Source organism: Photorhabdus aegyptia (assembly GCF_000612035.1).
In the GTDB taxonomy this organism is placed as follows: Bacteria; Pseudomonadota; Gammaproteobacteria; order Enterobacterales; family Enterobacteriaceae; genus Photorhabdus; species Photorhabdus akhurstii.
Genome location: NZ_JFGV01000008.1, coordinates 59331 through 83529 on the forward strand (window position 1 = coordinate 59331; position 24199 = coordinate 83529).

Consider the following 24199-nt stretch of genomic DNA (forward strand, 5'->3'; position numbering starts at 1 on the left):
TTAAAATTAATTTAAACAACATTTTCTTTGTGAAATTATCTCAGCGTAACATCTATTTATTCACAATATATTTCAGTGATAAAACTTGGTGCATTCTCAATGGTGTCGTGAACCGGGCAGGTTCTATTAATAAAGTCGACAAAAGCATGAATTTCTTCTTCACTATTATCAGCTTTAATATGAAATTTTGTCACTATTTTAGAGAAACCTAATTTCGCTTGTTTATTTCTACCAGTGAAACCATCAGTATCAAGTTCACCTTCTAGATCAACGTGAATATCAATTAAGTTAATTTTGTGTAGTTTAGCAAAAGCCTTTGCTACGATACATTTACAAGCCCCGAGAGAACAGAGTAGAGCTTCAACTGGATTCATCCCCTGATCAGTACCACCTAAATTACGCGGTTCATCCAAATAAAAGGAGAAATCTCTTGATGTACATTCAACTTTCACTCCAGCTACAGATTTTACTGTGGCAGTAAATAGTTCTTTCGCCATGATCCAACTCCTTAAAATTAATATTAGTTTTTCACCGGGGCAAACAGAATTTTGCTAATCAGGATAAAACTCAAAGGACAGTATCTGGGACATACCCCAAATGCATACATCGGGAAACGCATCTAATCCGGTTTCGTTCATTGCTGAGGCAACGGCTTTAGACCAGACAACATCAACCCAGTCTGGATCATCTAACTTTGTCTTTAAACTAGGAGATTCTTTTAAACCATAAAGAATCTCTTTTCTTTGCGCTTTAATTGTTCTTTCCCAACTTGCTCCTCTATGGCTTGGTTGGTATTTCCATTTTAATAAGTGAGCAATTAATACTGCCATGCGGCTAGCCAACTCACGCTGTTCGCTCTTGCCCACGTCTTCGATCTCCTCAGCAATATTGGTTATATCAATCTCAGAGAATTTACCGGCACGTAATAACGCTGCCTGTTCATTTGCCCAAGCGACCACATCAGTTTCGTAACGGGTATGATTCATAATTGCCTCCGCTAATAGGTCTATTATGCTAGCAGTCTGTCAGAGAATACGCTTTAGGTCAAAAAAGAACTTATCTTCGATAACTCAGTATTCAGCCTACTGTCGGCAACATTCCACTTACGATGCCAATTTGGATTGCTATTACTGCAACACCGCAGGCAAATACCAGCAATAGTACGGGCTTACCACCAGGTACCCGATATTGACGTTCATTTTGTTGACGGGATTTATATGCCAGGAGGCTAGGTAATAATAACGCTAAAATTGACAGCGCGACCGCGGCATATCCCAACGCCATTACAAAACCTTTTGGGTAAAATAGCGCGAAAATCAATGGTGGAACGAAGGTCAGCAAACCAGTTTGCATACGTCCGGTTACATTATCTTTGCGTTTAAATAGATCACCTAGAAAATCAAACAGGCCAAGTGCGACACCGAGGAATGAGGTTGCGAGCGCTAGATTAGCAAACATTTGTACTGCGAGTTCAGTTTTCGGTGAAGCAACAACTTCACGAATGCTGTGTAATAAGCCATTCAACCCGGCGTTTTCAGCTAAGATATCGACAAACGTGTTGGAATTGATACTCCCTAATGTCGCCAATTGCCAGAAAATATAAGTAATTAACGGAATTGCACTGCCGATAATAAACACCCAACGGAGCCGACGTACATCGCCGTTCATATATTTCACAATACTGGGAACACTGCCGTGAAAACCAAACGATGTGAATATCACCGGAATTGAAGATAATATTAACCCTTGTTCTAATGGTAGTGTCAGTAGGTTAACATGCTGAACATGCGGCATCATCAGCCCCAACATCAATACCAGGAAAATAATTTTCGCACTGAAAATAACTCGGTTAACCATATCTACTGAACTGGTGCCAATGCAAACGATTCCTCCGGCAATTACCGTAAATAGAATAACGCCCACGGAAGCAGGAAGGGACAAATTAAGCCATTTATTGAGGCTGACTGTCAGTAATTCCCCGGCACCACTAATATAGGCTGATGTTAACGCATACATCAGAAACATCATGCTGAAACCCGTTAATATTTTGCCGCCGCTGCCAAGATAACGTTGAGCAAGTGTCCCTAATCCCGTATCAGGAGACTCATATTGATAAGCTTCAACCAGTAATAATGCGGTGTAACTCATCAAAACCCACAAGCCAACCAACATAATCAAACTTACACCAAATCCTACACCGGCGGTGGCTAATGGCATGGCTAACATACCAGCACCTATAGTGGTTCCGGCGATAATAAAAGTACTACCAAAAGTTCGGTTCTTCACGTTTTTTTCCCTTCGAATCAACAACAAATATTTAATAATAGAAAATCAGGCCACTTTCTTTTTTTCTTCTTCATCAACAATCTGAGTCAGTTTGTGAATAAAAATTTTCTGGAGCCTTTCCCAATACTCGTCAAAGTCGTCAGCACTACGTAAACAATGAGTCATCACAGCAGCACGCAAAACATATAAACTGTGGACTTTCTGCCATTCTTCTTGGTCAAAACCGCAACTTTCAACGTAATGCCAAGGCGTATCACCATACTCCCCATAACCAAGGGAGGTGGAAGAAGTCAAAAAATCATTGGTGTAACTACGCCCAGAAGTGTATGAACAAAGCTCGTACATCCGTTTATTAAGACGGTTGTGGTGACTTAAATCATTATTTCCTTGCTCTTTAAAAGTGAAATTGACCATATGGAAATCAGGATTTGGCATGGTATGAATTGCAAACCGGCGTTTGCCAACAACCAATGGTTCTGTAGTTAAAAGTTTTTTAATCATCCAATTAGCCGTCACAATACCGGCAGCAATCACTTTTCCGTAACCACTGATATTAAGTGGAACCAATCGGTGCGCTGCCCAAATGGCGGCGGCGATAGCTCCGGCTTTAGATCCCTCCATAATAGAGGCGCCGAGTACGACATGCCGGTCAATGGCTTGCTCTGGTTGAGTATCAACATCTTCGAAAACATAAGCCGCCCGGTAGGAAATTAAGTCAACAATACGCTTATCTTTCATACATACTGCACCGGCGGCATATTGAATAAATCCAACTTTGTGAGGATCTACGGTGATTGAATCAGCCTGACACATGGCTCGGAAGCTTTGGTAAATTTCAGGTTTAGGCCAAATAATATCTTCGGGAATAATCGCCAATTCACGATAACGACGGATAAGTTCATCATATTCCATAAACTCTCCCCGTTCGTTAAGGAACATTGCGCTGGCATAACCTGCATAAGCAGCATCAATATGCACATAAAATGAGACGCCATAACGCTCTTCACACTCTTTGCGCAACGCAATAACTTCATCAACTCGGTCAATGGCTCCCACTTCTGTCGTTCCAACTACGGTTACCATCGCCAGAATAGGTTCCCCCTGCTCTATCAAACCGAATGTAATTTCACGCATTTTTTCAACATCGGTACGATAATTCGCATCGACCGGCAATGGCACGATATGCTGTTGACCGATTCCCAGAACATCCATTGCTTTCATCCATGAATAATGTTTCGACTGTGGAACCAGGACTTTGCCAAACATCCCCTGCTTTATCCCGGCGCCACGGCAAGAAAGTTCACGAACTTCTTCGAAAATGCCACGTTTTTTTAATTCATCCGTCAAATCCAGAATATCTGATGGCGACATATTCAACAGTTGTTGTTCTGATTTATTTGCGACCAGATCGCTGGATTGTGGATATTGTGCAATGGCAAGAGGCATGGTTTTTAAATTACGCGCGACCCATAACCCTTCATAATTGGCGACGGTTCCTCCTGATGTAATATGTCCCCAGGCTCGGCGAGGGTCGTAACCAAACATCCGGCATAGATCCAGCCCTGCTTCAATTTCTAGCTCCGTTGTTGTCGGTGATGACTCGTGGGCGCAATTGTTTGGGTTGTACATCATCGCCATGACATAAGCGAGATTGGAAACCATCAGGGTGTCGGCATTCATATGCCCCATATAGCGAGGAGAAAACCAGGGAATAGAGGTGTTTTTCAGCTTAGCGGATAACTGGTTTAGAATACCCTCTGTCCGATAAAGCGTTTCCCTATAATCAGGTGCATAACGATCAACCGAGGTGACTAAGGCGGGATCTTCTGGGTGAAAATCAGAGCGCCAGTGCATGTGCTCACTTACGGCATATTCCATCATTTCTCTAAAAAAAACCGTATTTTCTGATTTAGGGCCTAAAAACAACGCATCAATGTTTAAGTGCGAAGTAAACTGCTTGGTCATAATTATATTACCCTTTCAACTAACAAAAACGGCTGTCAGCAACAGAGAGATTCTGAAATTCTTTACTTGTTAATGAAATCACTATCTTTCTCTGATGGTCAGACAGAAAATTATATGCCACCTAACTTACCAATAGCTGGTCATACCTCATTATTCTAGACATTCAGAAAAATCTATCAGGTGGAATAGATTAATCATTAACATATCTATAAACGATCGTTTGTTAATAGATATAGACTATATTTGTTAAAATATTAACAATGACGTTAAATATAAATTCTGATTTTGTGCGCGAGGACAAAGAACGAATAAAAACAAATCAAAAAACAGAGGAAAATAGGGGCTTATTTGTTGTTAACCTTGTTAATTATAAGGATTTTTTTAACGTGAAGTGGTTAGCAGATAGAATGCAGGGCTACAAATTAAAATAGCCCTGATTTAAGCAGAAGTACTATTAAGATGATACATTTACCAACATAACCTTGCCGATAACATCACCGGCTTCCATCATTCGATGTGCATCAGCAGCATCTTTCAGATCAAAAACTTTACAAATTAATGGACTGACTTTTCCTGATTTCAATAACGGCCAGACATGTTTTTCCAATTCCCGAGCTATCTCTGCTTTTTCCTCTACACTGCGGGAACGTAATGTAGAACCCGTGTGAGTCAGACGTTTTAGCATTAAGGGCATCAGATTAAGATTTTCAGGGTTTCCTTTCATCATACCAATCTGAATAATTCTCCCGAATTTAGCAGCAACCTTATAGTTTTTATTGACATAATCACCGCCGATTAAGTCAACAACTATATCAACGCCATGATTACCCGTGATTTGCAATACCCGATCAACGAAATCCTCTTTACGGTAATTAATAACAAAGTCAGCACCTAAACTGTGTGCGACTTTAGCTTTCTCATCAGAGCCGACGGTAGCAATAACTCTGGCGCCAAAGGCTTTTGCTAACATAATAGTGACGCTGCCTATCCCAGAAGTACCACCGTGAATCAGCAAATTTTCTCCTTGTTTCAACTTGCCAGTCTGAAAAACATTAGCCCAGACGGTAAAAAAGTTTTCTGGCAATGCGGCTGCCTGAACAAAATCCAAACCATAGATGGGTAAGGCAACGGAGTCATGTACCAGGCAATATTCGGCATAACCGCCGCCGGCAACAAGGGCACAAACTTTATCGCCAAGATTCCAGCGTTCACAACCTTCACCTTTGGCAACCACCTCTCCTGCAATCTCCAAACCCGGCAATGGCGATGCATCCGGTGGTGGTGGATAGGAACCCATTCTCTGAAATATATCAGGCCGATTAACACCTGCCGCAGCTACTTTTACTAACAAGTAGCCTTTTCCTGGCCGTGGTAACGGAACCTGAACCAGATGCAATTTCTCCGGGCCTCCGGGCTTAATGATACTGATCGCTAACATATATTGGGGCAATGAATTAATTTGGCTATGCATATATACCTCTTATTTCTTTTGACGATCCTTTTTATGAATTTAGTCTAAGTTTAGATGATAATATTATTTATTCTGATTTGTGGAAAGAGTGCTGAGAAATAATGCAGGAATCTCTGTTATGTTCTAAGGCGTTTGGCTGAGATTCCTTCACAAATGACTAAGACCATAGACACCAAAAAGTGGTAGGATGAAAATTGAGTAACAAGACGGTATCTCCGACCTTGTGGTCTTCATTTCCAGTGAACATAAGAGTTTTCACTGCGGTGATTCTAATATACCTATCTGTTATTAATCAATTCTTAGTACATGCAAAAAGAAACTGGTGACAGAACTTCCACATACTACCATTTCATGTATGCTGATTCTTTGAAATGACAAAATAATTGAGGTAGTTATGGGAACAACAGCAAAACAACCCAATGACCCGACAGTAAAACCGAAAAGCGGATTTGATCCGTCTGAACTGGTCAAAGCACGCATCATCAATCTTGCTGATCATTTTATTAATGTGCTTAAAAACAAAGATTCAGAGAGTATTTCTCTGTTGTTAACCCTACCTGATAATGAATTTTGGGCAGAAGTCAAAGGGCGGGCTAACTATGTTGAAATGGTGGAAAATATCACACCAGAAAAGAAGGAACACGAGGAATTAATCGAAAGTAGAAACGCTTTTCTAGCCCATCTTGGGGAATACGGTGGCGTTTATAAGTCCAGTAAGGTTGCTGATATATTAGGAGTGACCCGCCCGACAGTAAATAAATATGGTGAAAATCATAAACTCATTGTATTAAATTGGGGAATAGAGAATTTATATCCTGTATTCCAGTTTTCGGTAAATAAAAAAACGAGTAATAGAGGATATTTAAAAGGTGTTCCAGAAATACTGACTAATCTAGGTCCAGTCAGTGGCGTAAAAAAGTGTGATTTTTTCATCCGTAAAATCAAGACATTTAATCCTGGTATCGATTTGGCTGAATCCACGACGGTACTGGATATCCTCAGAAATGGCGCCTCCAATGATGAAATTGCTCAATTGGTAAGGCTGGCGAAAATATTCGGTTCTGTAGATTCTATGTAAAGAATTCCAGTATGTAATTGAAAACAGCCATTTTACCCTACTCTCCTTCGAAATATGCCAACTACCTAGAAATGTTTGTTCTCACAATACTACTGTTTGCCCGCCATCCACTAACAGTGATACGCCGGTTACAAACGATGCGAGATCCGATCCTAACCATACGACTGCATTTCCTACCTCTTCCGGCTCTCCCAATCTTCGAAGAGGCATCCTCTCCCGTAACCCGTCAAACATTTTCGCGACTTCCGGCGAGGAAAGAGGAAGTGCTGTATTGATTAGCCCTGGGCATACGGCATTAACACGAATACCTGACGGTCCGAAAGCATCGGCCAATGCGGCCACCATCATATTGACGCCAGCTTTGCTAGTGGAATAGGCGGTTGTAAGTTGGCCTGTCCTAATGGACCCCATACTTGACGTTGCCACAATACTTCCACGTTTACCGAGCTTTATCATCTGTTCAGCAGCAGCCTGTGCGCCAAATAAAACGCCATCAAGGTTGACCGTAAGCAGCTTGTGAAAATCATCTGCACTAATCTGTGGACCATCGGTAGCTAATGCAATTCCGGCATTGCAAGCCATCAAATCAACACCGCCGAACGGTGTCGCGATATCGACCAATGCATCCATATTGCTCCGTGAGGTGACATCACACCGGTGGAAGATGGCTTTTGTACCAAGCGAATTAAGGCGCTGAAGCACTGGCGTTCCTCCCTCTCGGGGCTGATCAGTGATGTCGCCGATAATTACGGTCGCTGCGCCATGACGCGCCGCAGCTAATGCAATGCCTGCTCCGATACCACTCGCGCCGCCAGTAACAATGACAACCTTACTTTCTAGCATACGGTCCATTTGCTGTTCCTCATTAGTATCGCGTTATCACAGGTACTATTTGAGATATTTATTGACCCAGATCATACTGTGACGTTATCAATAATTACTTAGTGAAACACAGAATACTTATAGAGAGTTACTCCAAGAGTGCTCGTTTAAGACATATCGGTGAGGTAATTTTGATTTTATGAATTATGTCCCATTTTTCCTAAATGGGGGCTTTGGCTAAACAGGTTAACACAATTGTCCCCAATGATTTATGCTCTTGCATTGATTCAGATATTGATGCAATATTGCATCAATATCTGAATCAATGAGGTAATCAAATGCGAACTACTGTCACGATTGATGATGCGCTGTATGCACAGGCGCTGGAAATGGCCGATCCTAGCATGGACAAAGCTGATATTTTCCGGGAAGCGGTGAAAACGTTTGTACAGGTGCAGGCGGCAAAGCGGCTCGCTTCGCTTGGCGGTACATCGCCTGAAATGCAGATGATTCCCCGCCGCCGCGAGGAGCCATCCGTATAATGACTATTTTGGTTGATACATCCGTCTGGGTTGACCATTTCAAAAACCGGAATGACGGGTTGATTCAGTTGCTGAGCTGGAATCTGGTTCTGATTCATCCAATGGTATTGGCAGAGATAGCATGTGGTACCCCTCCGGCTCCAAGACTGCGAACACTTGGTGATCTAGGTCTCTTACCACCGAGCCATCAGGCCAGTATTGCCGAAGTGATGGCGTTTATTGAAAATGAAAAACTGTACAGGCTTGGATGTGGTTTTATTGATATTACGTTGCTGACATCAACCTTAATAACGCCAGGAGCAAGACTTTGGACATTGGATAAGCGACTTGAGAGATTGGCTCAACGTCTTAATGTGAATTATCAGCCGATTCATTGACCGGAAACTTATAATTGTTTTTTCAGCTCTCACATTTAAGCTTTCTAGGGAAATATGAATTCTGCAATAAAGATAAAAGCATTAATATTCAAAAGGTTATTGAAATACTATTACTATTGGTGAGTGCAGAAAACGATATTTCCCTCTCAAGCCAGACGTAGCAAGGGTTAGGAGCGAGCCAGAGAACAAATGGGAGCTTTGGTTAAAGAACCCCTATATGCTTAGTATATTCAGACCTCCGGTCAGGACCCCGGTAAAAAAGAGTCATGCTCGTTTATTATGGTATATCAACCAATGCAAATATAACCGATATTGACTCGCGAAACCCTACACCCTGCTGTTCAAAACGAAACCATATCTGCCGGATTAAGCGTGCTGATCACACCCAGAATACCCTTAGCCAACGGAATAGCTACCGGAGAGAGATAGGAGCCGAGCGGGATACTCTCGTGGTCAATGCGGGTAAGCATGGTAAAGTCGTCGTTGCGTCCGGTAAGATCGTCGCTGATAGCTTTGCCAATGCGCACCGTTTGCGCTACTCCATGACCATTCCAGCCATGTACCATATACACGGGTACTCTGTCGTCGCTCTTGCGGGCATCGGTGGCGCCGTTCAGGGTCAGATCGCTGATCCCGCCCCAAGAATATTCTAGTTCGGCTTTTTCCAACTGCGGGAACACGGTTCTGATACGCTTAAGCAGATAATTGTTCACATCACGCGGTGACCAGGAATTGCCAGTACCCTGTCCACCGAACAGCAGGCGGTTGTTGCGTACCGCACGATAGTAATCGACCTGTAACTGTGTATCGTAGACCGGCAAATCTGACGGGATCAGCTCTTTGACATCCACTGGCAACGGAGGAGTTACCGCCACGTAGGAGAAAAAAGGCATCGTGGTGGAAAGGCCGGAGATAAACTCCCCCGTGGAGGCATGCACACCCAACACCACGGCTTTACTTGCCTTGATAATCCCTCGCTCAGTTTCTACGACTGTGCCGCCAGTATCCTGCCTGATGCCCTTCACTTTCGTGCTGTCATAGATTCGCCCACCCAGTCTGGCGAAACCATAAACCAAGCCACGCAATAGTGCCAGAGGTTGGACCTGCCCACCGATACTGTCGATATTCGCTCCGTGGTAGATGTCCGAACGCACATATTTTTCCTGTAGTTCGTGCGGTCCGATAACCCTCATCGCCGTATCTCCCAACTGGCGCCGGGCATCGGCATTAGCCACCAGCGGCCCCATGTGGCCCGCATGCACCGCAACAGTGATATGACCATATTTGCGGTCACATTCGAAACTATAACGCTCACGGAGTTCATCCACGAGATTCATCGCTTCAACAGATGCAAAACGCCATAAGCGTTTAGCCTCATCGAATGAAAGTTTTTCCAGTATGGTTTTAGCTTCCCAGCGTGCAAGTCCAGGGGTTATCTGTCCCCCATTGCGGCCAGAAGCTCCTGAACCAATGTTATCCTTTTCAACCAGAATCACGTCCACTCCCGCTTCAGCAAGATGTAATGCCGTGGAAGCGCCCAGCAACCCACCGCCGATAACCACAACCTCGCAGTTCTGGTCTCTAGGTAGGCTTCCAAAAGCCGGACAGTCAGCCAAAGAAGCTTCATAATAGTTGGCTGGCATGGCGTCAGCAGCAGCGTCTTTATGCCAGCTCCAGATACGCGAATCCAGCCCCAACCGGCTGACTCTATGCTGCGCATCCTCCAACAGTGTTGGTCGTAGCTTATCAATATTGATGGCCGGATCATCGGCCGTAGTTAAGGTCCGGGCGAGTAGGGATAAGTTGGGAAGTACGGATGAAAGCACTCCCGCCCCCGCGAGCGTCGCGACGGTAGAGATAAAGTCTCTTCTATTCATTGTCATTTCAACACTCCTGTCATGATTTTGAAATCACCCGCTGGCCTGGTCTGGAGAGTTTCTCTATGAGTGAGTCCGGCTATCCGAGCTGTATTTATTGCTGCCCGAGCTCCCTTTCAGACCGGCGAGAATCAGCAGGATAACAGTGCCGATAAACGGTATGAGATGCAGCAGTAACCACCAAGCGCTACAGTTGATGTCGTGCAGGCGGCGGGCATTCACTGCTAGCGTGGGCAAAAGCGTAAGCAGCAGATAGACAGCGCTGAACCAGCCCATATAAACCTCAGGATTGGCAACGGCAAAGTAGCGCTCAAGGAAAGAGATAATAAATACAGCCAAGATCTGGAACAGAACAAAATACCAGAACTCCTTACGCCTGGCTCGCCCCTTGAAGCATGCATAGTTCTTTAATACATTTAAATACCAGTGCATTGTTATCCCCTCTTGTGATGCAGCAGATTCTATCTACTGTTCAGCCAGATCGAGCAGTACAGACTCCAGAATGTTGAGCGCTTCATTAAAAACGTTATTTTGTATGGTCAGTGGCGGAAGGAAACGGATCACGTTGCCGTGTACACCGCATGTCAGCAGGATCAGACCACGCTCCAGCGCTTTCTGACGTACCGCGTTGGTAAAGCTGACATTGGGTTCCTGACTGTCCGCATGGTTAAACTCCACTGCAATCATCAGCCCTAGCCCACGTACGTCGGCGATCTGTGGGACACGCGGTCGTAGTTCATGCAGCCGCTGTTTTAGCTGGTCTCCCAACTGCGTCGCTCGCGCATTCAGCTTTTCTTCTTCGATCACATCCAGCACCGCATGAGCGGCCGCAATCGCTACCGGATTACCACCATAGGTTCCCCCCAGACCACCAGGCACTACGGCATCCATCAACTCGGCACGTCCCGTTACAGCCGCCAGCGGCAAACCTCCCGCCAGACTTTTCGCCATAGTGGTCAGATCGGCAACCACCTCATGATGCTCCATAGCAAACAGTTTGCCCGTACGCGCGAAACCAGTCTGGATCTCATCGGCGATAAGTACAATGCCGTGGTAATCGGCGATCTCACGCAGAGCTTTGAGCAGTTCGGGAGGAGCAGGATAGAAACCACCTTCGCCCTGTACCGGTTCGATGATGATGGCAGCGACGCATGTAGGCTCAATGTCGGTTTTAAAGAGATTTTCCAGCGCATTCAGCGTTTGTTCCACACTAATGCCATGCAGCCCGATCGGAAAAGGAATACGGTAAACGTCGCTAACCAACGGGCCGAACCCCATTTTGTACGGTGCAACTTTGCCGGTTAATGACATACCGAGGAAGGTACGGCCGTGGAAAGCGCCGCTGAAAGCGACCACGCCACTGCGACCGGTAGCGGCACGTGCGATCTTCACGGCATTTTCCACCGCCTCGGCCCCGGTAGTGACAAAGACGGTTTTCTTCGCAAAATTACCGGGCGCCAAGCGGTTCAGACGTTCGGCCAGCGCCACATAATTTTCGTAGGGCACTACCTGATGACAAGTGTGGGTAAACTGTTCCATTTGTTCTTTGGCGGCCGCGATGATGCGCGGATGGCGGTGGCCGGTATTTACCACGGCGATACCGGCGGCAAAATCGATATAACGTTGCCCCTGAACGTCCCAAATTTCAGCGTTTTCCGCACGCTCCACATAGACTTGTGTGGCCACGCTCACGCCTTTTGCAATAGCCTCGCTGTGTCTTTTGGCTAATATAGCTCCAGTCATAAATGAAAACTCCTCAGCAATCTGAAATAAGCGAGCTTCAACAGACAGACACCCGATGTGATATAGCTCCCAGAGCTGGTAGAAGTAACTGATCCAGCGTCGACACCAGCATATCCGCCGCCGCAATGCCGACATAATCCACATAGGGAGCGTCGATGAACTCATATCTGCCGGTGTATGGGCATCCGGTTGCGGCGCGACCGCAAGCTTCGCGCCGGGTATCGATCAACGCTAAAAAATCCCGTGGCGATGCAGCGCTTTCGCATCCTCCGGTACCGGGGTGATAGCATCCCAAAGCTCAGCCACTTTGCCGTCCTCAATGCGCCATAGCTCGAAGTAGCTGTGACGCGCTCCGGCGATACTCCCCTCCGAATGGGTCAGAACAAACTGCCCATCGGCTACCGTACGGTGAATTTTAGTGTAATGCAGGCCCTGCCCCTCATCTCTGAGTTGCGTAAGAAACGAGATGACTGCCGCTGTACCATCGGGAATATCGGGGCTGTGCTGGCGAAACAATTCACCATTAGTGTAGTTTCCAAACTCTTCGTAGTGACCTTCGATCAGGGTACGTGTAAAAAAGTTGACTATCAGCTCACGATTCTTCTCTCGGTCATGGTCATGGCCTGTTTCAGTCGGGCCGTCTAACTGAGTCCGGCCACTGACGTTGGGTGCCGCCTGCGGCACCAGGCCGTCCCAGTGTTCTACGATTAAGCCGTCGGCAACCCGGTACAGATCGAAACCGACCAACGGCCAGTCGTCTAATCCCGTAAAACGACCGTGGATGGCGACCAGATCACCATCTTGCAGTACACGATACGTTTCGTGGCGCAGTTCAGGATGTGCCCAGACCAGCTCACGCAATCCGGCAAGACCATCTTTGACCAAAGGAGAATGTTCGATGAAATGCGGCGCAAAATAACGCTCAAGCGCTCCTACATCACGGTCAGTAAACAGCTCGTGGTGCGCACGCGACACCAAGTCGCGAGGAGATCTATTCTGAATCATTACGGATGTCCTGTGTCAGTCGTTGGAACTCATCACATGTTTGATACGCGTATATTCATCGAAGCCATAAGCCGACAGATCTTTACCATATCCGGAGCTCTTGAAGCCGCCGTGCGGCGCTTCTGCCGTAAGCGGAATATGGGTGTTAATCCAGACGGTACCGAAATCGAGTTCACGTGATAGGCGCACCGCGCGGCCATGATCGCGAGTCCAGACACTGGATGCCAGTCCGTATTTCACGTCGTTAGCTTTCTCTATGGCATCCTGTTCATCGCGGAACTTCTGCACCGTGATAACCGGGCCGAAAATCTCGGTCTGAATTGCTTCGTCGTGCTGTTCCAGACCGGTAATTACTGTGGGTTCAAAGTAATAACCCGAGCGTTCGGCCTGACGGCCTCCTGTTTCGATACAGGCATGAGCGGGCAAACGCGCAATGAACCCTTTGACCTGCTCCAGCTGACGAGCATTATTGAGCGGCCCATACAGAGCCTCTTCATCTTCTGGATAGCCAAAGTGGGTAGCTTTAGCCGCCGCCACCAGTTTGGCGACAAAGGTATCGTAAACAGACTCATGCACCAGCACACGCGAGGCTGCCGTACAATCCTGACCCGCATTGAAATACCCCGCGGTAGCAATGGTATCCACCGCTTTGTCCATATCTGCATCGGCGAAAACAACCACTGGTGCTTTGCCGCCTAGCTCCAAGTGTGCTCTGGTGAGATTAGCCGCCGCCGAAGAGGCAACCTGCAAACCTGCGCGCACGGAACCAGTGATGGAAACCATAGCTGGCGTTTTGTGTGAAACGACCAGAGCACCCGCGCTGGCATTACCCAACACCACATTGAATGCGCCTATAGGGAAGAATGGAGCGGCCAGTTCAGCCAGCAACAGAGTACTTTCCGGCGTGGTATCGCTCGGTTTGAGTACCACAGTATTACCTGCTGCCAGCGCAGGCGCTATCTTCCATACTGCCATCATCAACGGGTAGTTCCACGGCGTAACTTGCCCCACCACGCCTAGTGGTTCGCGCCGAATGCTAGTCGTCATATCAGGAAGATATTCAGCAGTCGCTTTGCCCTCCAGAAAACGGGCAGCGCCAGCGAAGAAACGGATATGATCCACTGACGTCGCAACTTCCTCAGAGGCAATCAGATGTTTGAGCTGCCCTGTATTGCGGCTTTGCGCTTCGATCAGACGTTCAGAGTTTTTTTCCACCGCATCGGCTAATGCCAGCAACGCCTGCTGACGTGCTGACGGTGTACTGCGCCCCCAGATCTTGAATGCCTCTTTAGCCGATGCATAAGCTTCATCAACATCTGCTACAGTCGCGTTAGGAGAACGTGCATAGATTTCACCAGTGACCGGGCTTACCAGGTCAAAATATTCGGAACCTTTAGATTCAACATATTTACTATTAATGAAATGTCTGAGCGTTGGTACCGTCATAGTTACCTCCTGATGGATTGGATAACATAAAATATAACCTATAACTTAATATGTTCAATTGTTATGTGGATGTTAATTTTTTAACTAAAAAATAAAAATAAAAGAATAATTAGATACATAGATATAACGTTCAACTCTCCTGTTCAGGAAAATATGCTGATTTGTGAGCAGGATCGAGGAGTTTTTTAACTGGAAGAAAAGACTTGGGGGCTATTCCTCGGCAAGATTATTTACAATCGAGTTAATATCAGAGATTGCTCAACTTGCAACATTAATATTAAAAAACGAAGTTTTATTGGAGAAATTACAATTAAAAAGACAATAAAAAATATATCTTTATTCACAGGAATTATATTTAGAGGCTTGACATTATCTCATGCGGAAATTATTCCACTTGGTACACAACTGGCAATTAACCAGAATATTGTTTGTCATAATGGTTCAGAGCCTGTGTCTCTTAATGTCTATAAAGTTGAAAGTGATATTGAATTTGATATTATTCACGACTTCTTTAGTAGATTAATTGACACAGGCATTGATGTAAGTTAAATCCCGTTTAGCAGTTAGTTGAGAAACTGTAGATAATTGAATAATATAGTTGGATGAATTTACGAATATGATAATTTAAAATCATAAACTTTCATATTGTAAATGACGTATTTATCTCCAGCAAACCTGACTTCAATTTCAATTAAATCATCTAGAATAAAATGATGAGAAACTTTTACATTCAAACCATTTTCATCTAAATTTGTGCTGCAATCAAAAGGCTTGCCATCTTTTATCTCCGCAAGATATTGATTATTCTTTTTAATAACATATTGATACGGTGTGTGCCAATCACGATCAATAGTGAATTCAAATTCATTTTCACTTAATAATGTTTTCTTTATGCTTTTCATAAAATAGGCCAATTCTGGAATATATTCTTCCTGTGGCATCCTTATTGTAATCAAGTTTTTATCATCGTTTTCCCATATGTTTTTATCTAGCGGCGGCAAGGTTTTTAATATTTCTAATGTTTTTTCATTGGGTGTAATGCCCCATTTATTAAAAAAGGCAGCCAAGTTAACATTCGCCAGTTGAGATGATGATATTATAAATTGTTGTTTTTTATCACCATTATTTATTGGTAATGAATCCATTATTCTATATATTTGATGAAGCTGAGGATAAAACCCATCACCAAATGTTAATTTTAATTGCCATAGCATTCCCAACTTTATATTAATGTCCTGGGTGTCAAAATTCTTCTTTTCAGCGGCTAAATATTCTTTGATCTTGGGGTAATATTTATCTAGCTGACTTGCCCTACCATAAAGCCCTTCTTGAACGGCTAAAGAATACAGGTTTACTGTAACTTCCATCATTCCAGTTCCTCCACTCCAGGTATAAGGAAATTGTTGCCTTTGATGACCACTTTCATGCCAGATCCCCCAACCATTATTGGTAGTTAATAATCGTTGAAGCGCCGCATCACCATTAAAGCCCATATATCCATGAGTAGCGAACATATAAAAACGGTCTGATTCTACATATAACAATTTATTGGGATCACTCTTATAGTCTGCTTTTCCATCTTCTAATAATCCTGATATGCTATCCTGTAAGCGGATAAAATTATCATAATATTTCATTAATGCATTGGGATCGGTAAGGTATTTCTTAGCACTCTTATATCTTACAACAATTACTGCTCGTTCACTGCTAAGCTGAACAACAGGTGCTTGAGAATATAACTCCATCATATTCTCCCAATCTGTATTACTGGTTTCATTCAGCTTAAATGACGGCACTGGTTGTAATTCTGATTTAATAATGACCTTTACATAACCATAATTGTTGTTATTGGTAAAACAGAGTAAACCTTCATTCCTTGGTCTCAGTTTATTTAACCCTTTCGTTAACAAGTATTTTACTGGTTTATTCAATTCAGGGACACCAATCACCGCATTAATAGCACCTTTTATTTCTCCTTCAACATCAATAATCACTTCTTGACCGGCAATAACGTAAAACCCTGAGGGTTGTAATTCACTGTGTGCAAAAGTTCTTCGTTGTATTATTTTATATTCATTAGTAGAACCGTTACCTTGTACTGTTACCTCTTTCTTATTCTCGCTCATTTCATTATTACCTTTTTATTTAGGATGGAAACATTGGAAAAATGCAGATTAACTGCATCTCGTCGAATCTATAGAATAACTCACGATTCATTTTGAAATGATATCATTACTAACAATTTGTCAAACATCCATAATAAAATCATCTATCAGGAAATGATTTTATTTCGCTAAGAATATTTTCCGAGGCAACTTTATCTCAGAAACATATTAGCGACAGGAACTTTTACATCCTGAACAACGGGGTGAATCAATAAAAAAGCCTAATTGTCGGTTGCTTACCAGCGCATATTCTATAAATTCAATCAGGCTTTATTGATCTCGACCAGTAATGTTTGATGGGAGTTTCCATGTGCAAGCGGAGTTTTACGGGATGATGTCAGCACATTGACACAACCGCCCCAATCAACGCCATTTTTATCCGGTTGCCACCATGCGCCGGTCGGCATTGCTACCACGCCGGGGATAATACGTTGAGTTACCTCCGCCGGGATCATAGAAACTCCGCGATCGTTAAATACCCGAACCAAATCCCCTTGTTTAATTTTACGTTTCTGCGCATCCAGCGGATTAATCCACAACTTCTGGGTTTGCACCTCTTTTAAATTTGAATATTGGGTTGAATTGGAACGGTTTTTCCCTTTCCAGGTAATTAATTGCAACGGATATTTTTCAGTTAATTTATCCTCCGGCCCTTCGAATGCCGGTACATAATGTGACAACGCAGGGATTTCAGGATGTTGCATGTCATACAGACGTTTAGAAAATATCTCTATTTTTCCTGAAGGTGTGGGAAATGGATGATTTTCTGGGTCACGAATATTTTCTTCAAAAGCTACATAAGGCGGTATTTTGAAAAGATGTTTGTGTGTCCGTTGTAATTCCTCAAAAGTGGGCAGATTTTCTTTTGGCATAGCCTGACGGTTAGATTCCATAATATGGGCTATCCACGCTTTTTCGTCACGACCTTGGCTGAATTCCTGTTCAACGCCCAGTTTTGCTGCAACTTCGCGTATCCATTCATAATCAGAGCGCCGTTCAAATTCAGGTTCGATCAATTTTGATGACAGAATGAAATAACTGCCGGTGCCCCAAGGAAAGCCAATATTCCAACGTTCCATAAAACTGGTTTCCGGCAATAAAATATCGGCATATCGGGCGCTTGGTGTTAGATAAAGATCACTGGAGACAATGAATTCAATTTTAGATTCATCTGCCAATATTTTTACTGTCTGATTGATATCAGGGTTTTGATTTGCAAGGTAATTACCGGCCAACGAGAATAATATACGAATATTGGTATTCAGCTTATCGGCACCCACTAAACCGTCTGCCGGGGTAACTTTACTGGCATCATCGGCTGCCTGGACCCAGTTCATCACGGAGATTTTTTCTTTTACCGGGTTTTGACCCAGATCGAGTCCATAGAGGGATTTGTTACCAGCGATACCACTGAAACCTGCTGCCCATCCCCCTTTTTTACCTACATTACCGGTTATTGTGGCTAAAATTGTTGCACCACGTGCAACACGTTCACCACAGATGTGACGTTGTGGACCCCATCCTTGAATCAGGGCTGCGGGTTTAGTGCTGGCATATTCACGGGCAAGCTGACGAATGATATTCGCCGGCACTTTAGTGATTTTTTCAGCCCATTCCGCTGTTTTCACAATGCTATCTTTAGCGCCTGTCAGGTAAGCAACTAGGGATTCGTTGGCGGGAACGCCATCCGGCATATTGTTTTCATCAAAACCAATCGTATAACGATCGATAAATTCTTTATCGTGCAAATTTTCACTGACAATCACATACATCATTGCATCCATTAATGCGTTATCAGTTGTTGGCAGCAAAGGAATCCATTGGTCAGCCAACGAGGAAGCAGAATCAGAATAACGGGGATCGACAACAATAAATTTAGTGCCGTTCTTTTTCATCTTCTGGAAATAGTGGTTGGAGTGACCAAAAATAGTTTCAGCCGGATTATGGCCCCAAAGGATCACCAAAAGGGTATTTTCTAAGGTATCCAGTGTGCTACCCGAAGTGGCTACGCCATAGGTATAGGGTGTCGCTGCCGCTGTATTGCCCATACTCACGGAATGGTAAAATTGTAAATGTCCGCCGGTAATATTGAGTAAACGACGCAACATTTTATCACCTGATGATACACCGCCGATTACCGCGGTATTAACGCTAACGTAGCGGCAAGCCGTGCCATATTTTTCAGTAATATTTTTTAGCTTATCCGCAATAATGGTTGTCGCTTCATCCCAGGAGATTCGTTCAAATTTCCCCTCTCCCCGCTTGCCAACTCGTTTCATCGGATATTTTAAACGATCAGGATGATAAACAAATTTGCGATAGCCCTTGCCGCGTATGCAAGCTTGCATGATCGGCATTGCTTCATCGAGTTCATGATCAGGTCTGGTGGTGATGCGGGTGACAACACCTTCTCGGACATGAGCTCGGATATCGCATCTTCCTCCGCAATCAAACGTACTACAGGTGGGTACGACTTTTGTTTCACCCGCATCAATAACATGAATCGGTAGCGGGCCTTGGCTTGTTTTCTCTTCGGCGATTGCTTGGCGGGCAGAAACAAAAGGAATAGATATAAGCGCTGCACTTGCTTGAATAGAACGACGACGGCTGACTGTCAGATCATCATTCTGTTCATTGGCTTCATGATTTATTTTTCTATATTTCATATTAGCCTCCACATTGCATCTTATTCGCTGGATGTTATTTAGAAAAAACGGTTTAAATGTTGATAGCGATCAAGGATTAATACAATTTAGATCACATTTTCTTGAAAAGTTTTGCTAAATATGGCTAAAAAATTGATACTGAAATGAATATTTTAAAATAATTTATATCACGAGTGAATATTTCAAGGTGTATATAAATTTATTACTTAAATTTCATGATATTGATGGAGTAGTGCTAATTATTTTATACTAATACTTAATGATAGTTATACCTCTCGCATTCAAAATAGGGTATTCAATAGAATCATATAATTTTAACTTAATATCTGAAATAGTCATAAACATTCTGAAGTTTTGTTTGCGGGACTGCATAAAAACCTTAGTTATCAAATAATTGGCTTCCATGAAATAGATACCCAAAAATGAGATCTTATTGGAGAACAAACGATGAATAAAACATTAAGGAATATATCCTTATTTACAGGCATTATATTTGGCAATCTGGCATTATCCCATGCCGCAATTATTCCAGCAGGTACATTATTATCAGTTAATCAAGATGTCGTTCGCAATAATGGTTCAGAACCTGTATCTCTTGATGTTCATAAAGTTGAAAATGATGTTGAATTCAATATTATTCATGATTTTTTCAGTGGGTTAGTCAGCGCGGGCAGCGATGGAAAAATCAATCCTGATTTAGCGGTTAGTTGGGAAACCAAAGATAATAAAGTGTGGTTATTTCATCTAAGAAAAGGAATAAAGTGGTCTGATGGCTCCCCTATTACTGCCCATGATGTGGTTTTTAGCTGGCGGCGTTTAGTTGATCCCAAAATTGCGTCTCCGTATGGTAGTTATCTTGGCAACATGCACGTGGCCAATGCTAAAGATATTGTTTCTGGTAAGAAGAAGATTGATGAATTAGGTGTAAAAGCACTGGATAATTTGACTTTGGAAGTAACGTTAGAACAACCGGTATCCTATTTTTTACAGATGTTGGCATATCCTGTCATGGTACCCATCAGCCAAAAAGCGGTTGAAAAATATGGTGAAAAGTGGACTCATTCCGATGTATTTGTCAGTAGCGGGCCATTTAAGCTAGCCGAATGGATTGTTAATGAAAAAGTTGTTGGAGTCAGGAATTCACAATATTGGGATAATGCCCATACTGTTATTAATCAAGTCACTTATCTTCCAATAGCATCAGAAACAGCAGATATAAATCGCTATCTGGCCGATGAAATTGACATCACCAAGAATATTCCATCAATTTTATTTAAATCTTTAAAGGCCAAATTAGGTAGTCAGGTTCATATCACGCCAGCATTAGGTGTTTATTATTATGATTTTAATAATCAAAAAGCGCCTTTTAATGATGTTAGGGTCAGGCAGGCATTAAATCTGGCTTTAGATAAAGAGATCATAGCGAATAAAGTTTTAGGGCAAGGCCAAGAACCTGCTTATAATCATACTCCTCCCAATACCGGAGGAATAGATTTAGGGCAGCCTGATTATGCATTATGGACACAGCAAGAAAGAGTTGAGAAAGCCAGGAAATTGTTAAATGAAGCAGGTTATGATAGAGATAATCCATTGAAATTTAAACTTCTTTATAATACATCAGAAGAGCATAAACGGATTGCTATTGCGGCGACTTCAATGTGGAAGAAAAGTTTGGATGTAGATATTGTTTTGCAGAACCAAGAACGAAAAGCTATGTTGGATGTTATTCGTCAAGGTAATTTTGAGATGGTGAGATATGCGCGGATTGCTGATTATGATAATCCTGCCTCGTTTTTAAATAATTTTGTCACTGATAGTTCTAATAATACATTCTTATATAGCAATTCAGCTTATGATGATTTGATAAATAAAGCTAAAGCAACAAATGATCGAAAATATTTTCAGCAAGCAGAGGATATTCTGGCAAAAGATGTACCGGCAATTCCTGTTTATTACTATATCGGCGTCAGATTAGTTAAGCCTTATATTGGCGGGTATTATATGAGTCCGTTGGGTTTCGTGTCGACAAAAGATCTTTATGTTATTAAGCATTAATAACATATTATTGTAGTATTTGAGTCGATATTACGGTTTTGAACAGGTTGATTGTTTGAAACCGTAATATATTGTTAAATTATTAATTAATACATTTCCTAAATTGACCTCTGGTTAATTTTTACATTTGAGTCTAACTCATAAATAATATCTGCTAGCGATTTTAAATCTTGACGACAAGTTACAATTAACAAAGTTTTAACCCGTTTTTTCAAAACATCAATGATTTTATATTCAATCTTTGAGTCTAGAGCGGAAGTTGGTTCATCTAATATAATCATCAAAGGATTGCGTAATATTGCCCTTGCTATCACAATCCGTTGTTTCTCCCCTCCGGACAATTTCCCTCCTTGGACACCTTTCTGCTTTGAGGATTAAGTGGTCATTTTAAATAGCCATATATGGAGTCCGCTTGGAAAACACAAAAATATGAGCCATGCCAAATAAATTAGGAAAATCATATCGTTTTATATTACAAAAAATAGTAACAGGCATATTTTGAACAAAGTTTCAATAACTTAATATAATTAGATTATTAATCAATTTATGAAATGGATAATCATATTATATTTATCTAGAATTGATAGTTAAGTCCTGGGGCTTTATTTGTCGTAGATAAATTATCGTGTAAAGTGGAGGACACTATTATGTATAAACATAAAGTGAAAGTGATGGCTTTAGCCGCTACGATAATTACAGCTTTATCTAATGGTGCATGGGCTCATGGTTATATTGATAGTCCAGGAAGTCGTGTATTCCTTTGTTCTGCACAGGGAAATGAACAAAATACGGATTGTGGGTTGGTCAAATATGAGCCTCAATCTCTTGAAGCTAAGAAAGGCTTTCCACAGGCCGGTCCAGAAGATGGCCATATTGCCAGCGCTGGCATTGGTCATTTTGGTGAATTAGATGTTCAAACCGAAGATCGTTGGAAAAAAATCCCTATTACTGCCGGTGATATTGAGTTCCAGTGGGAAATTATGATTCAACACAAAACTTCAAATTGGGAATATTTTATTACCAAACCTGATTGGGAGCCCAATAAACCTTTAACCAGAGAGCAATTTAATAGTACACCTTTCTGCTTTGAGGATTATCAGGAAAAAATGCCGGGCAGTAGAGTTATTAATAAATGTACCTTACCAGAAGGTTATCAAGGCTATCACGTTATACTGGGTGTTTGGACAATCTCAGATACCCTAAATGCATTTTACCAAGTGATTGATACAACAATTAGCCCTGCTTGATATTTGGTACATCTTATAAAATGATTATTATCAGGAACAGCATTATGCTGTTCCTGTTTATCGAACTTCTTATTTCATCTATTGAGCTCAGTTGATTTCGATGTAAACAAAGATGTTTATGAAAACAAAATTAAACCCATGCTTGGTCAATATAAATAATCGATAAAATAGCCATTATTCGCGGATTAAATGCACGACTATATGAAACATATTTGTCAACTAGAATCTTACAGGTTTGCTCCCAAGTTATGTGGAGCAAACCTACGCAACAAAGCTCAAAGACCGAATTTTTCTTTAAGCTTATCAATCTGCTGTTGTTGAAATAGCTCAAACTCAGCTCTTGGCTGCTGCAAGCGTATAGAATCTAACATTGGATCTTTGACTTCCGTACGAATGCCGCTCATCTGTTCAAGTACAGCCAATCCACAGAATGGGACATAAGACTCCGCATACCCGCCTTCATGAACAACGACGAGTTTTCCGTCGCACAAACTATCTGCTGCTTGTTGCACTAGCCGGGTCATCTCCCGAAAACTTTCACTATGAAGCTGCATCCTTGCCAAAGGGTCCACCGCATTCGCATCATAGCCACAGGCGACAATAATCAGTTCCGGCTCGAAACGTTCAAGCGCAGGAAGCACTATCTGTGTCATTGCATAGATATAGCTATTATGTCCGGCTCCAGCAAGTAATGGGATATTCAGGTTATAACCTGCTCCTTCACCTTCCCCAATATCATCTTCACCGCTGTATCCGTTAGGGAAACAACCATCCTGATGCATTGAGATGGTCAAAACATCAGAGCGATCCCAATAAATATGCTGAGTACCATTACCGTGGTGAACATCCCAATCAATGACTGCAACTCGCCTTAAATCAAAATGTGCTTTTGCGTGTTCAATGGCCAATGGGATATTTGCCAGAAAACAAAATCCCATAGGTTTATCAGGCAAACAGTGATGACCTGGTGGTCGAGAAAGGCTGTAAGCATTATCAAGCTCACCACTAAGCACGGCTTCCACCGCAGCACAAGCAAGGCCAGCTGAGAGCTTAGCAATTTCATAGCTTCCCGGTCCCAGAGGGGCTTCTGGACCAAGCATTCCTCCACCATTATCACTAACTTGCTTAAATCGCTTCAAGTACTCTTCAGGATGGATTTTGCGTAGTGTTTGCTCATCAATAGGCGAGGCCGAAGAAAGGTGCAAGGAGTGGCTCAAGCCTGATACATCCATCAAATTTTTTAACCGCCGTTTTGTTTCCGGCGATTCAGCATGTGCAGTTCCAGAAGAAGGCTGAACCCAACCACCGACAGGCAGAGTCATTACATGCATGCCAGTACTATGCCAAAAACAATGTTCATCAAAGAAAAACCCCGTTTTTCGTCTCATCATCCCTTCCCTCTATATAATATTAAATTTATTTACACATTATTAACATAATCAGAATACCAAAAA

At 42.8% G+C, this 24199-nt stretch carries 20 protein-coding genes and 1 pseudogene; 5 read left to right on the plus strand and 16 right to left on the minus strand.

Annotated elements, in window-relative coordinates; all coding sequences use genetic code 11:
* Positions 1–56: 56 nt before the first annotated feature.
* The 5 genes from BA1DRAFT_RS03640 to BA1DRAFT_RS03660 all read right to left on the minus strand — a co-directional run bounded on the left by BA1DRAFT_RS03640 (position 57) and on the right by BA1DRAFT_RS03660 (position 5722).
* On the minus strand, positions 57–497 hold the full coding sequence (locus BA1DRAFT_RS03640; protein ID WP_036776125.1) for an OsmC family protein: 441 nt from the start codon (positions 495–497) through the stop codon (positions 57–59).
* A 54-nt stretch (positions 498–551) separates the two neighbouring features.
* Complete coding sequence (locus BA1DRAFT_RS03645; RefSeq protein WP_036776126.1) at positions 552–986, minus strand: DUF29 domain-containing protein; 435 nt, start codon at positions 984–986, stop codon at positions 552–554.
* A gap of 91 nt (positions 987–1077) precedes the next feature.
* A complete protein-coding gene (gene tyrP, locus BA1DRAFT_RS03650; protein ID WP_036776127.1) occupies positions 1078–2286 on the minus strand; it encodes a tyrosine transporter TyrP in 1209 nt (402 codons plus the stop codon).
* A 45-nt stretch (positions 2287–2331) separates the two neighbouring features.
* The gene (locus BA1DRAFT_RS03655; protein WP_036776128.1) at positions 2332–4251 is read right to left on the minus strand and encodes a pyridoxal phosphate-dependent decarboxylase family protein; all 1920 of its coding nucleotides are present in this window, start codon (positions 4249–4251) and stop codon (positions 2332–2334) included.
* Positions 4252–4705: 454 nt separating this feature from the next.
* Complete coding sequence (locus BA1DRAFT_RS03660) at positions 4706–5722, minus strand: NAD(P)H-quinone oxidoreductase (protein ID WP_036776129.1); 1017 nt, start codon at positions 5720–5722, stop codon at positions 4706–4708.
* Positions 5723–6116: 394 nt separating this feature from the next.
* Between BA1DRAFT_RS03660 and BA1DRAFT_RS03665 the strand changes: the two genes are divergently transcribed.
* A complete protein-coding gene (locus BA1DRAFT_RS03665; protein WP_036776130.1) occupies positions 6117–6800 on the plus strand; it encodes a hypothetical protein in 684 nt (227 codons plus the stop codon).
* An 81-nt stretch (positions 6801–6881) separates the two neighbouring features.
* Here the strand turns inward: BA1DRAFT_RS03665 and BA1DRAFT_RS03670 are convergent, their stop codons facing one another.
* Entirely contained in the window at positions 6882–7652 is a 771-nt protein-coding gene (locus BA1DRAFT_RS03670; RefSeq protein WP_036776131.1) for a glucose 1-dehydrogenase, read from the minus strand.
* A 308-nt stretch (positions 7653–7960) separates the two neighbouring features.
* Between BA1DRAFT_RS03670 and BA1DRAFT_RS03675 the strand changes: the two genes are divergently transcribed.
* Positions 7961–8164: a type II toxin-antitoxin system VapB family antitoxin gene (locus tag BA1DRAFT_RS03675; RefSeq protein ID WP_036776132.1), complete on the plus strand. Its 204-nt coding sequence runs from the start codon at positions 7961–7963 to the stop codon at positions 8162–8164.
* Positions 8164–8541, plus strand: coding sequence for a type II toxin-antitoxin system VapC family toxin (locus tag BA1DRAFT_RS03680; RefSeq protein ID WP_036776134.1), 378 nt, complete (start codon positions 8164–8166; stop codon positions 8539–8541). The genes BA1DRAFT_RS03675 and BA1DRAFT_RS03680 overlap by 1 nt, the downstream gene beginning before the upstream one ends.
* Positions 8542–8882: 341 nt before the next feature.
* Here the strand turns inward: BA1DRAFT_RS03680 and BA1DRAFT_RS03685 are convergent, their stop codons facing one another.
* From BA1DRAFT_RS03685 to BA1DRAFT_RS03725, 8 genes are all read right to left on the minus strand, one after another.
* Positions 8883–10424 carry an NAD(P)/FAD-dependent oxidoreductase gene (locus BA1DRAFT_RS03685; protein ID WP_036776136.1) on the minus strand — a complete coding sequence of 514 codons (1542 nt, stop codon included), beginning with the start codon at positions 10422–10424 and terminating at the stop codon, positions 8883–8885.
* A gap of 57 nt (positions 10425–10481) precedes the next feature.
* Positions 10482–10850: a DUF805 domain-containing protein gene (locus tag BA1DRAFT_RS03690; RefSeq protein ID WP_036776137.1), complete on the minus strand. Its 369-nt coding sequence runs from the start codon at positions 10848–10850 to the stop codon at positions 10482–10484.
* Positions 10851–10883: 33 nt separating this feature from the next.
* On the minus strand, positions 10884–12161 hold the full coding sequence (locus BA1DRAFT_RS03695) for a 4-aminobutyrate--2-oxoglutarate transaminase (protein WP_036776138.1): 1278 nt from the start codon (positions 12159–12161) through the stop codon (positions 10884–10886).
* Positions 12162–12198: 37 nt separating this feature from the next.
* The gene (locus BA1DRAFT_RS03700; RefSeq protein WP_152544267.1) at positions 12199–12456 is read right to left on the minus strand and encodes a hypothetical protein; all 258 of its coding nucleotides are present in this window, start codon (positions 12454–12456) and stop codon (positions 12199–12201) included.
* Positions 12393–13166 (minus strand): nuclear transport factor 2 family protein, encoded by a 774-nt coding sequence (locus BA1DRAFT_RS03705; RefSeq protein ID WP_036776140.1) that lies wholly within the window; start codon positions 13164–13166, stop codon positions 12393–12395. Before BA1DRAFT_RS03705 ends, BA1DRAFT_RS03700 begins: the two co-directional genes overlap by 64 nt.
* 15 nt (positions 13167–13181) lie before the next feature.
* On the minus strand, positions 13182–14612 hold the full coding sequence (locus BA1DRAFT_RS03710) for a gamma-aminobutyraldehyde dehydrogenase (protein WP_036776142.1): 1431 nt from the start codon (positions 14610–14612) through the stop codon (positions 13182–13184).
* 608 nt (positions 14613–15220) lie between these two features.
* Complete coding sequence (locus BA1DRAFT_RS03720) at positions 15221–16738, minus strand: M60 family metallopeptidase (RefSeq protein ID WP_051560640.1); 1518 nt, start codon at positions 16736–16738, stop codon at positions 15221–15223.
* 302 nt (positions 16739–17040) lie between these two features.
* Positions 17041–19443 carry a DMSO/selenate family reductase complex A subunit gene (locus BA1DRAFT_RS03725; protein WP_036776145.1) on the minus strand — a complete coding sequence of 801 codons (2403 nt, stop codon included), beginning with the start codon at positions 19441–19443 and terminating at the stop codon, positions 17041–17043.
* Positions 19444–19890: 447 nt separating this feature from the next.
* Here BA1DRAFT_RS03725 and BA1DRAFT_RS03730 point away from each other — a divergent pair, with 447 nt between their 5' ends.
* Positions 19891–21498, plus strand: a complete 1608-nt coding sequence (locus BA1DRAFT_RS03730; RefSeq protein ID WP_036776146.1) for an ABC transporter substrate-binding protein — start codon at positions 19891–19893, stop codon at positions 21496–21498.
* Between the two features lie 98 nt (positions 21499–21596).
* Here the strand turns inward: BA1DRAFT_RS03730 and BA1DRAFT_RS24460 are convergent.
* Positions 21597–21842 (minus strand): annotated as a pseudogene (locus BA1DRAFT_RS24460) (ATP-binding cassette domain-containing protein); the annotation flags it as partial.
* A gap of 303 nt (positions 21843–22145) precedes the next feature.
* On the opposite strand from BA1DRAFT_RS24460, the gene BA1DRAFT_RS03740 reads away from it, so the two are divergent.
* Entirely contained in the window at positions 22146–22745 is a 600-nt protein-coding gene (locus BA1DRAFT_RS03740) for a lytic polysaccharide monooxygenase (protein WP_036776147.1), read from the plus strand.
* A 275-nt stretch (positions 22746–23020) separates the two neighbouring features.
* Here the strand turns inward: BA1DRAFT_RS03740 and BA1DRAFT_RS03745 are convergent, their stop codons facing one another.
* Complete coding sequence (locus BA1DRAFT_RS03745; protein ID WP_036776149.1) at positions 23021–24133, minus strand: class II histone deacetylase; 1113 nt, start codon at positions 24131–24133, stop codon at positions 23021–23023.
* Positions 24134–24199 lie beyond the last annotated feature (66 nt).